This window comes from Psychroserpens mesophilus, assembly GCF_050617655.1.
GTDB lineage: Bacteria > Bacteroidota > Bacteroidia > Flavobacteriales > Flavobacteriaceae > Psychroserpens > Psychroserpens mesophilus_A.
This window is the reverse complement of the sequence record NZ_JBODQC010000085.1, coordinates 1-345: the sequence shown is the minus strand read 5'-3', so window position 1 is coordinate 345 and position 345 is coordinate 1. Positions and strand designations below refer to the sequence as shown.

General features: G+C 50.1%; 1 protein-coding gene. It reads left to right on the top strand.

Annotation, left to right across the window (positions count from 1 at the left end; all coding sequences use genetic code 11):
* Window positions 1–345, top strand: a 345-nt coding sequence (locus ACRHNM_RS16435) for an NAD-binding protein (protein WP_431137712.1), incomplete at both ends; no start/stop codon positions are given.

The following is a 345-nucleotide window of genomic DNA, read 5'->3' as shown; positions in this document are numbered from 1 at the left end:
CGTTGAGGATGAGGATGGATCCTTGCCCTTATTGATTCCCATGTCCGAAGTTGCGGGTAGAATGGCCATTCAGCAAGGGGCCAAGTTTTTGGAAAAACCCGTAAAAGGAAAAGGAGTGCTACTGGGTGGTGTGCCGGGGGTATCCCCTGGCCGTGTGTTGGTCTTGGGTGCTGGGACCGTGGGGATTCAGGCAGCAAAAATGGCAGCGGGCCTAGGGGCCCACGTAACCATCATGGATGTGAGTATGAAACGGCTCCGTTACGTGAACGACATCATGCCAAGTCATGTGGTCACTGCTTTTTCCAATGAATACAATATTCGAAAATACATTAAAACACACGATTT